The sequence below is a fragment of the Mycobacterium arosiense ATCC BAA-1401 = DSM 45069 genome (assembly GCF_002086125.1).
Taxonomy (GTDB): Bacteria; Actinomycetota; Actinomycetes; order Mycobacteriales; family Mycobacteriaceae; genus Mycobacterium; species Mycobacterium arosiense.
The window spans coordinates 1-9,043 of record NZ_MVHG01000134.1; the positions used below are offsets into that span (position 1 = coordinate 1).

8 protein-coding genes and 1 pseudogene are annotated in these 9,043 nt (G+C 67.5%); 5 read left to right on the top strand and 4 right to left on the bottom strand.

From position 1 onward, the window contains the following. The 3 genes from BST14_RS31260 to BST14_RS26835 all read left to right on the top strand — a co-directional run. A partial coding sequence (locus tag BST14_RS31260) for a hypothetical protein (protein WP_245845448.1) occupies positions 1-126 on the top strand: 126 nt, incomplete at its 5' end. Positions 127-158: 32 nt separating this feature from the next. After that, a complete protein-coding gene (locus BST14_RS26830; protein ID WP_083067331.1) occupies positions 159-1,580 on the top strand; it encodes an acyl-CoA carboxylase subunit beta in 1,422 nt (473 codons plus the stop codon). A 128-nt stretch (positions 1,581-1,708) separates the two neighbouring features. Further along, complete coding sequence (locus BST14_RS26835) at positions 1,709-2,596, top strand: type IV toxin-antitoxin system AbiEi family antitoxin (protein ID WP_083067332.1); 888 nt, start codon at positions 1,709-1,711, stop codon at positions 2,594-2,596. Between the two features lie 106 nt (positions 2,597-2,702). Here BST14_RS26835 and BST14_RS26840 read toward each other — a convergent pair whose 3' ends face one another. The 4 genes from BST14_RS26840 to BST14_RS26855 form a co-directional block, all read right to left on the bottom strand. Continuing rightward, positions 2,703-4,313 carry an FAD-dependent monooxygenase gene (locus BST14_RS26840; RefSeq protein ID WP_083067333.1) on the bottom strand — a complete coding sequence of 537 codons (1,611 nt, stop codon included), beginning with the start codon at positions 4,311-4,313 and terminating at the stop codon, positions 2,703-2,705. 77 nt (positions 4,314-4,390) lie between these two features. Further along, entirely contained in the window at positions 4,391-5,020 is a 630-nt protein-coding gene (locus BST14_RS26845; protein WP_083067334.1) for a TetR/AcrR family transcriptional regulator, read from the bottom strand. A 41-nt stretch (positions 5,021-5,061) separates the two neighbouring features. After that, the gene (locus tag BST14_RS26850; RefSeq protein ID WP_083067335.1) at positions 5,062-6,603 is read right to left on the bottom strand and encodes a glycerol-3-phosphate dehydrogenase/oxidase; all 1,542 of its coding nucleotides are present in this window, start codon (positions 6,601-6,603) and stop codon (positions 5,062-5,064) included. Beyond that, positions 6,600-7,169, bottom strand: coding sequence for a TetR/AcrR family transcriptional regulator (locus BST14_RS26855; RefSeq protein ID WP_083067336.1), 570 nt, complete (start codon positions 7,167-7,169; stop codon positions 6,600-6,602). Before BST14_RS26855 ends, BST14_RS26850 begins: the two co-directional genes overlap by 4 nt. A gap of 47 nt (positions 7,170-7,216) precedes the next feature. Here BST14_RS26855 and BST14_RS26860 point away from each other — a divergent pair, with 47 nt between their 5' ends. Beyond that, a complete protein-coding gene (locus BST14_RS26860; protein WP_142279636.1) occupies positions 7,217-8,797 on the top strand; it encodes an FAD-binding oxidoreductase in 1,581 nt (526 codons plus the stop codon). Then, positions 8,794-9,000, top strand: a pseudogene (locus BST14_RS26865) (diacylglycerol kinase); the annotation flags it as partial. The gene BST14_RS26860 and the pseudogene BST14_RS26865, both read left to right, overlap by 4 nt. Between the last annotated feature and the right edge of the window lie 43 nt (positions 9,001-9,043).

Consider the following 9,043-nt stretch of genomic DNA (forward strand, 5'->3'; position numbering starts at 1 on the left):
CTCGACCCCGAGATCGACCTGGACGTCGTGGCCGGCAAACCCCGCCCCGGCAACTACGAGTACGCCATCAACAACTCGTTCGGCTTCGGCGGGCACAACGTGGCCATCGCCTTCGGGCGGTACTGAACCGAGCAACACCGAATATCAGGAGACCTGCGATGACTATCACGGCCCCCGAGACGGTTGGCGAGTCGCTCGACCCTCGCGACCCGCTGTTGCGCTTGAGCACCTTCTTCGACGACGACACCGTCGAGCTGTTGCACGAGCGTGATCGCTCCGGCGTGCTGGCCGCCGCGGGGACCGTGAACGGTGTACGCACCATCGCGTTCTGCACCGACGGCACGGTCATGGGCGGTGCCATGGGCATCGAGGGCTGCACGCACATCGTCAACGCCTACGACACCGCCATCGAGGAGCAGAGCCCGATCGTGGGTATCTGGCACTCCGGCGGTGCCCGGCTGGCCGAGGGCGTGAAGGCGCTGCACGCGGTGGGCCTGGTGTTCGAGGCGATGATCCGGGCGTCCGGCTACATCCCGCAGATCTCCGTGGTCGTCGGCTTCGCGGCCGGCGGCGCCGCCTACGGGCCGGCGCTGACCGACGTCATCGTGATGGCGCCGGAAAGCCGGGTGTTCGTCACCGGGCCCGACGTGGTGCGCAGCGTCACCGGCGAGGACGTGGACATGTGCTCGCTGGGTGGCCCCGAGACCCACCACAAAAAGTCCGGGGTGTGCCACATCGTCGCCGACGACGAGCTCGACGCCTACGAGCGTGGTCGCCGGTTGGTCGGGTTGTTCTGCCAGCAGGGGCATTTCGACCGGAACAAGGCCGAGGCCGGTGACACCGACATCCACGCGCTGCTGCCCGAATCGGCGCGGCGGGCCTACGACGTGCGCCCGATCGTGACCGCGATCCTCGACGACGAGACGCCGTTCGACGAGTTCCAGGCCAACTGGGCGCCGTCGATGGTGATCGGGCTGGGCCGGCTGTCCGGCCGCACGGTCGGCGTGCTGGCCAACAACCCGTTGCGCCTGGGCGGCTGCCTGAACTCCGAAAGCGCCGAGAAGGCAGCGCGTTTCGTGCGCCTGTGCGACGCGTTCGGTATCCCGCTGGTGGTCATCGTCGACGTGCCCGGTTACCTGCCCGGCGTTGACCAGGAGTGGGGCGGCGTGGTGCGCCGGGGCGCCAAGCTGTTGCACGCGTTCGGTGAGTGCACGGTTCCGCGGGTCACGCTGGTCACCCGAAAGACCTACGGCGGGGCCTACATTGCGATGAACTCTCGGTCGCTGAACGCCACCAAGGTGTACGCATGGCCGGATGCCGAGGTGGCGGTGATGGGCGCCAAGGCCGCCGTCGGCATCCTGCACAAGAAGAAGCTGGCCGCCGCGCCCGATCACGAGCGCGAAGCGCTGCACGACCAGCTGGCCGCTGAGCACGAGCGGATCGCGGGCGGCGTGGACAGCGCCATCGAGATCGGCGTGGTCGACGAGAAGATCGACCCGTCGCACACCCGCAGCAAGCTCACCGAGGCGCTGGCCCAGGCGCCCGCGCGCCGCGGCCGCCACAAGAACATCCCGCTGTAGTCCCCTTTTCCCGCGAGCAGACGCAGAATCGCACAAGCGCGCGCTGTGCAGTGCGATTCTGCGTCTGCTCGGCGGTCTATCCCCAGCGGTGACTCGCCAATACGGCGTGCTCCTCGCATGCTCTGGCGGTGCATGTTGGAGCGCTCGCAGTCTTACAGCAGGCTGGCGGGTTCGCCACTACCGCACAGTTGCTGACGGTAATGACTCGACAGCAGCTCGATGTCCAAGTTCGAAACGGTGGCCTCAAGCGCGTCTGGTATGGGGTTTACGCCGCTAAGGAGCCAGACCTCTCAGGTCGCCTGACGGCGTTGGACATCTTCATGGGGCAGCACGCCGTTGTCTGCATGAGCACAGCCGCCTACCTGTACGGCTTCGACACGGAAAACGCGACCGCAATCCACATACTCGATCCCGGCGTACGAATGCGTCCCACAGTCGGCCTGATGGTTCACCAACGCACTGGCGCCCCATTGCAACGGATAGCAGGGCGACTCGCAACCAGACCTGCCTGGACGGCTATCGAAGTCGCGAGGCAGTTGCCACGTCCTCGGGCATTCGCAACACTTGACGCGGCATTGCGTTCGATGCGTTGCAGCCGTGCAGAACTCGAACATGCGGTCGCCGAGCAGCGGGGCCGTCGCGGCATAGTGGCCGTGCGGGGACTTCTTCACTTCGCCGACGGACGTGCGGAATCCGCGATGGAAAGCGAGGCTCGACTCGTAATGATCGACCACGGGCTCCCGCTCCCCGAACTTCAATTCCCAATTCGTGGTCGCGACGGTGAATTGTGGCGGGTCGACTTCGCATGGCCGGAGATGCACTTAGCGGCTGAATACGAAAGCATCGAGTGGCATGCGGGACGCAGCGAGATGCTCCGAGACAAAACGAGATCGGGCAGAATCCAGGAACTAGGATGGACGGTAATTCCTATCGTCGTCCACGATGTGAGGCACGAACCCGAGCGACTTGCCATGCGCATCGCCACCCATTTGGACCGTGCACGCAAAGCCGGCTAACGATGGCGAGCAGACGCAGAATCGCACTGAAGACCGTCGCGCAGTGCGATTCTGCGTCTGCTCGCGGTGGTATCTCAGGGGTCCAGGAACTCCTGAGGCGGGCCGGTCATGGCGTGCGGGCGAGCACCCGACACAACATTCGGCCGAGGTCGTCCCCGGGCGAGCGCGGGAGCTCGTCGGCGCGCCAGGCGACGAAGTCGTCAGGGCGTACCAGCAACGCCCCTTCGGGCCCGAGTCCGGTGGCGCCGGCCCACGAGCCATCGGAGTCGAGCGCGGTTGTGATGCGCCGCACGCTAATTGGGACGCCGGCGGTCTTCGACGCGCGGGCCGCGGCGTCCGACCATTCAAAGGCGTTGTCTCCGGTGAGCAGCGTGAAACCAGGCCCGAGCAGGTCGAGGGTGGAGACCCGCTTCCCGGCGTCGACGACCCAGGCGTGCGGGACCCGGGTGCCGGGCTGCCCGCGCAATTCTTCGACCAGCGACACGGCGTCCGGGTCCGTAGGAACGGGATCGTTGGAAATTATTGCGGCAGAACGGTATCGGTATCCGATGAGCAGCGCGAACATGGGCACCTCTTCGTCTGGCGGCAATAGCGGCCGGTCGTCGTCCGACCGAAGGAAGGCCAGCGACGGCCCGGTGAGTGACTGGCGCGCGTTGAAGCGCCCGACCGGGTGCCGCTCGGCATGGTAGGTGCCCAACAAGGCCGGGCCGGCGGCCCCGTTCAAGACGCTAGCCAGCTTCCAGGCCAGGTTGTGCGCGCTCTGGATGGCGGTGTTGGCCCCGCCCGCCTTGAACGGCGGCATGGTGTGGGCCGCGTCACCGACGAGAAACACTCGACCGCAGCGGAATTGGTCGGCGACCCGCTCGTACGGCTGCCACGGCGCGACGTCGATGATCTCCACGTCGATCGGCTCGCCGATCGCTTTCGTCAGCATCTCGCGGCACCGCTGCGTGGTGAACTGTTCGGCGGATTCGCCGCGGGCGGGAAAGTAGGTGCTGATGAACATTCCGAAGTCGTCGCACACCGGCAGAAAGATGCCCTCAACTTCTGGATTTTTAACTTGGATGCAGTCGCCCGCATTGAGGTCGCGGGCGAATTGTCGCCACGGCGCCCGGAAGTAGACGAACACCACATAGATCGGCAGTGCCCCGTAGCCGGAGGTCGTCACGCCCAGCGCGTCGCGGATCGGGCTGTGCACTCCGTCGGCGGCGACGAGATAGTCGGCGCGTACCGTCTCGGTCGCGCCCGACTCGCGATCGCGGATGACCGCGGTGACGCCGCTTTCGTCCTGGTCGAACGAGCCCAACTCCGTGTTGTAGCGCGCCTCGCTACCGTGCCGGCGGATGTGGGTGAGCAGGATCGGTTCGAAGGCACTCTGCGGGCAGTACTGGCCGCCGGGCTCCGGGCTCAGGTCCTTGAACGGCGCGAAGATCGCGTTGACGTCGAGCGCCTCATGCTGTTCGGCGCTGTTGAGCGTCGGCTTGGTCAGCATGTCGGAAACGCCGTGGGCGATCGCGTGGACCTGGTCTGCCAATCCAAGGCCGCGCAAAATCTCCAGGCTGCGGAAGCTCAGGTTACGCGCCTTCGGGTAGATGAACACCTCTTTGCGTTTTTCGACCACCAGCGAGCGAACACCGTGTTTGGCGAGCAGCGCAGAGGTGGCCAGGCCGGCGGCTCCCGCGCCGACGATCAGCACCGGGACATGCTTCACATCCATCGCTGTCTCCCATTCAGACGGAACTAGTTAGTTCCGTCTTGCTCTAATCTGGCACGGCGCGACGGGATGCGCAACAACTACGGGGCCGGTCCCCCGGCCATCGGCAGGATCACGTCCTCGAGCACGCGCCGGACATAGACCCGGTCGATCGGCCGTCCGGTGATCACCCGCAGCACGTTGAGGCTCAGCGCGACGTCTGGGATCAGGCTCAAGTCGCGGCCGGCCGGTATTTCCCCCCGAGCGACCGCGTGGTCGAGCACCGCGCGGACCACCTGCCGCGGCGTCGACAGCACCAGGTCGTCCAGGGCGGCCGCCAGGACGGGGTTGTGCATGGCGGCGGTCGCCACCCCGACAATCACCCGAAGCATGTGCGTATCAGCATCATTCAGGTCAGGCGTGGCCGCAACCAGCGCGTCGATGTCGCCGCGAAGGCTGCCGGTGTCGGGCGGTTCGAGCGGGCCCCGCCGCCGCCTCCAATGCGCGATGGCATCGGCGACCACTACCGCCTTGGACGGCCAGCGACGATAGATCGCCGCCTTCCCGACGCCGGCGCGCGACGCGACGTCGTCCATGCTCAACCGGTCATAGCCGACTTCGGCGACGCCGGCCAGGGTCGCGTCGAGGATCGCCGCGTCCAGCGATCGATCGAGCCGTCCCGGGTTTCGGGTCCGGCTCGACGCGCTCGGATGACCGCTTTCGGGCTGCATATGTTCCTAACGATACGGACTAGTTCCGCTTGATGATAACCTCAGCCGAAGCGGGTCATGAATTCTTCGGCGACAGCGACGGCCCGCTCTCGATCGCGCGGCACCAGCCCGATCCGGGTCCGCCGGTCCAAGATGTCGGAGGCATCCAGCGCGCCCTCATGCGTTATCGCGTATTCGAACTCCGCTCTGCTGACGTCGATTCCGTCCACGACCGGCTCGGTCGGCCGGTCGCAGGACGCGGCGTCGACCACCTTGGGCGCCTCGGCGCCGAAGCGCTGCATTAGCGACACCGGCAACTCCGCGCCGGGTGCCGCGATCACCCCGGGATTGCTCGGGGCTCCGATCAGCGGGAGGTTGCGGGTCCGGCATTTCGCGGCGCGCAGCCTGCGGGCCCGAATCGCGCGATTCAGCACATCCTGCGCCATGTGGCGGTATTCGGTCAGCTTGCCACCGATCACGCTGATCACCCCGGACGCCGATTCGACGACGGCGTGTTCGCGCGAGACGTCGGCGGTGCGGCCCTCGCCGGTGTCGATCAGCGGCCGCAGCCCCGCGTAGGCGCCGATCACGTCCGTGGCGGTGAGCGCGGTCCCCAGTGCGGTGTTGACGGTGTCGAGCAGGAACGTGATCTCGTCGACCGACGGTTCGGGCACATCCGGAATGGGGCCGGGAGCCGCCTCGTCGGTCAGCCCCAAATAGACCCGGCCCAGTTGTTCGGGCATGGCGAAGACGAAGCGGTTGAGCTCACCGGGTATCGGAATCGTCAGCGCCGCAATCGGATTGCCGAAGGAATGGGCGTCGAAGACCAGATGCGTGCCGCGACTGGGCCGCAACCGCAACGAGCCGTCGATCTCGCCCGCCCACACCCCGGCCGCGTTGATGACCGCGCCCGCAGAGACGTCGAACGATTCGCCGCCGCGCATGTCGGTCAGCCGCACCGAGGTGCCGGTGGCCCGCGACGCCGACACGTGGGTCAGGATTCGGGCGCCGTGCTGCGCCGCGGTGCGCGCGACGGCGGTGACCAGGCGGGCGTCGTCGATCAATTGACCGTCGTAGGCCAGCAAGCCCCCGTCCAGGCCGTCACGCCGCACCGTCGGAGCCATCGCCACCACGCGCCCGGCCGAAATCCGCCGCGAGCGCGGCAATGTCGAGGCCGGGGTGCCCGCCAGAAACCGCAACGCGTCGCCGGCCAGGAAGCCGCCCCGCACCAGGGTTCGCTTGCCCGGACTCATCGACGGCAGCAGCGGCACCACCTGCGGCATCGCATGAACCAGGTGAGGGGCGTTGCGCGTCATCAAGATTCCGCGCTCGATGGCGCTGCGCCGGGCGATGCCCACGTTGCCCGTCGCCAGATAGCGCAGGCCACCATGGACGAGCTTGGAACTCCAGCGGCTGGTGCCAAAGGCCAGATCGTGTTTCTCCACCAGCGCCACCCGCAGCCCGCGCGCTGCGGCATCCAGCGCGATCCCCGCACCGGTGATGCCACCGCCGATCACCACGACGTCCAGTGGCTCACCGTCGGCGAGCGCGGTCAGATCGGCCGCACGGCGCGCGCCGTTCAGGGCGGTCGGATCAGATATCACGACAGATATCCGTTCAGCGAGTAGGCAAGTTCGGTGGCCAGCGCGTCGGCGTCGAGCATCGACTCGACGATCCGGGCCGACTGGATGGTCGACTGCGCGATCAGCAGCACCATGGTCGCCATCTGGACCGGATCGCCGAGCCGGACGCTGCCATGCCGCTGAGCCACCCGCAGCCGGGCGGCAAGGGCGTCGATCAGCATGCGCTGGCTGGTCCCCAGGCGTTCGGTGATGTACGTCGACGCGAGGTCCGAGTGCAGCACCGACATCACCAACCGGTCCGCACGCAACAAGTCGGCCACCGCAACTATCTGTCGCACAAGCGATTCGCGATCGTCCCCCAACAACGGCGCGTCACGCATCACCTCGGTGACGTGCTGGGTCAACAACGCCGCCACGATCGACTGTGTGTCCGGCCACCGGCGGTACACCGTCGGCCTGCTGACGCCCGCGCGTCGGGCTATCTCGGCGAGGGTCACGCGTTCGACGCCGAAATCCACCACACAGCTGGCCGCGGCCGCGAGGATGCGTTCTCCGGTATCCAGCTCTGGATTACGGATTGACAACATGTGTAATACTGTAACGCATGACGCATCCCCAGGGGCTCCTGCCGCCGATGAAGTGGAACGCGTGGGGCGATCCCGCGGCGGCCAAACCGCTCTCGGAGGGGATCCGGTCATTGCTGCAGCAGGCCGTGGGGGTCGAGGGGTCCTGCACGGCCGAACTGCGACCCGAGCAGGTGCGACTGCGCCCGTCGGCGTTGTCGCCGGCGGATGCCGACGCGCTCGCCGCCATCGTCGGCGCCGAATACTGCCGCACCGCCGACGCCGATCGGCTGCTGCACGCGGGCGGCAAGTCCACCATCGACTTGCTCACCCGCGCGGATCGCGGCCCGCAGGATGCGCCCGACGCCGTGCTGCTTCCCGGCGATGACGAAGCCGTGGCCGGCGTGCTGCGCTACTGCTCAAAACATCGCATTGCCGTCGTACCCTTCGGCGGGGGCACCAGCGTGGTCGGTGGGCTCAATCCCGTCCGCGCGGGGTTCTCCGCCGTCGTCTCGCTTGACCTACGCCGTTTCGATCGGCTGATCTCGCTCGACGAGGTATCCGGCCAGGCCATTTTCGGCGCGGGGGTCACCGGACCGGACGCCGAACGACTCCTTGGCGCGCAAGGCTTTTCGCTCGGCCATTTCCCGCAGAGCTTCGAGTACGCCACCATCGGCGGGTTTGCCGCGGCCCGCTCTTCCGGGCAGGACTCGGCGGGCTACGGGCGGTTCAGCGACATGGTGCGGGGGCTACGCGTGGTCACGCCAGTGGGCATCATGGACCTGGGTCGCGCACCGGAATCGGCCGCCGGCCCCGACCTGCGTGCGCTGTTGATCGGCTCGGAGGGCACCCTGGGCGTCATCACCGAGGTGCGGCTCCGCGTGCACCGCGCGCCGGAAGCCATCCGCTACGAGGCGTGGTCGTTCCCCGACTTCGAGACCGGGGCAGCGGCGCTGCGCGCCGTCACCCAGAATGCCACCGGCCCCACCGTGATTCGGCTCTCCGACGAGGCCGAGACCGGGGTCAACCTGGCCACCACCGAGGCGATCGGCGAATCGCAGATCACCGGCGGATGCCTGGCCATCACCGTGTTCGAGGGCACCAAGGAACACGTCGGAAGCCGGCACGCCGAAACCAGCGCGCTGCTGGCGGCCCAGGGCGGAACCTCGCTGGGCGAAGGACCGGCGCAAGCCTGGGAGCGCGGCCGCTTCGGCGCCCCGTACCTGCGCGACTCGCTGCTCGCGGCCGGCGCCCTGTGCGAAACGCTGGAGACGGCCACCGACTGGTCGAACATTCCCGCTCTGAAAGCGGCTGTAACTCAGGCACTTACCGATGCACTCGCCGAAACGGGCACGCCGGCGCTGGTGATGTGCCACATCTCGCACGTCTACCCGACCGGCGCCTCGTTGTACTTCACCGTCGTGGCCGGGCAGCGGGGTAATCCGATCGAGCAGTGGAAATCCGCCAAAAAGGCCGCGTCGGATGCCATCATGGCCACCGGCGGGACCATCACCCACCACCATGCGGTCGGCGTGGACCACCGGCCGTGGATGCGCGACGAGATAGGCGAACTGGGAGTGCAGGTGCTACGCGCGGTCAAGGCGACATTGGATCCGGCCGGAATTCTCAATCCCGGCAAGCTGATTCCGTGACACCACTGCGCCGCCGAGAAATCGGCAAGGTGATCGCGCTGACCAATCCGGTGTCGGGGCACGGCGCCGCGGTACGCGCCGCCCAACTCGCGATCGCCCGGCTGCACCGCCGGGGCGTGCAGGTCGTCGAAATCATTGGCGACGACGCGCAAGACGCACGCCATCTAGTTGTACTCGGACCAGACGTTGGTAGCAGGCGTGTTGGCTTGATGTGAGGAGAACCTCCGGGTGGGGTGTGGCTTGTCT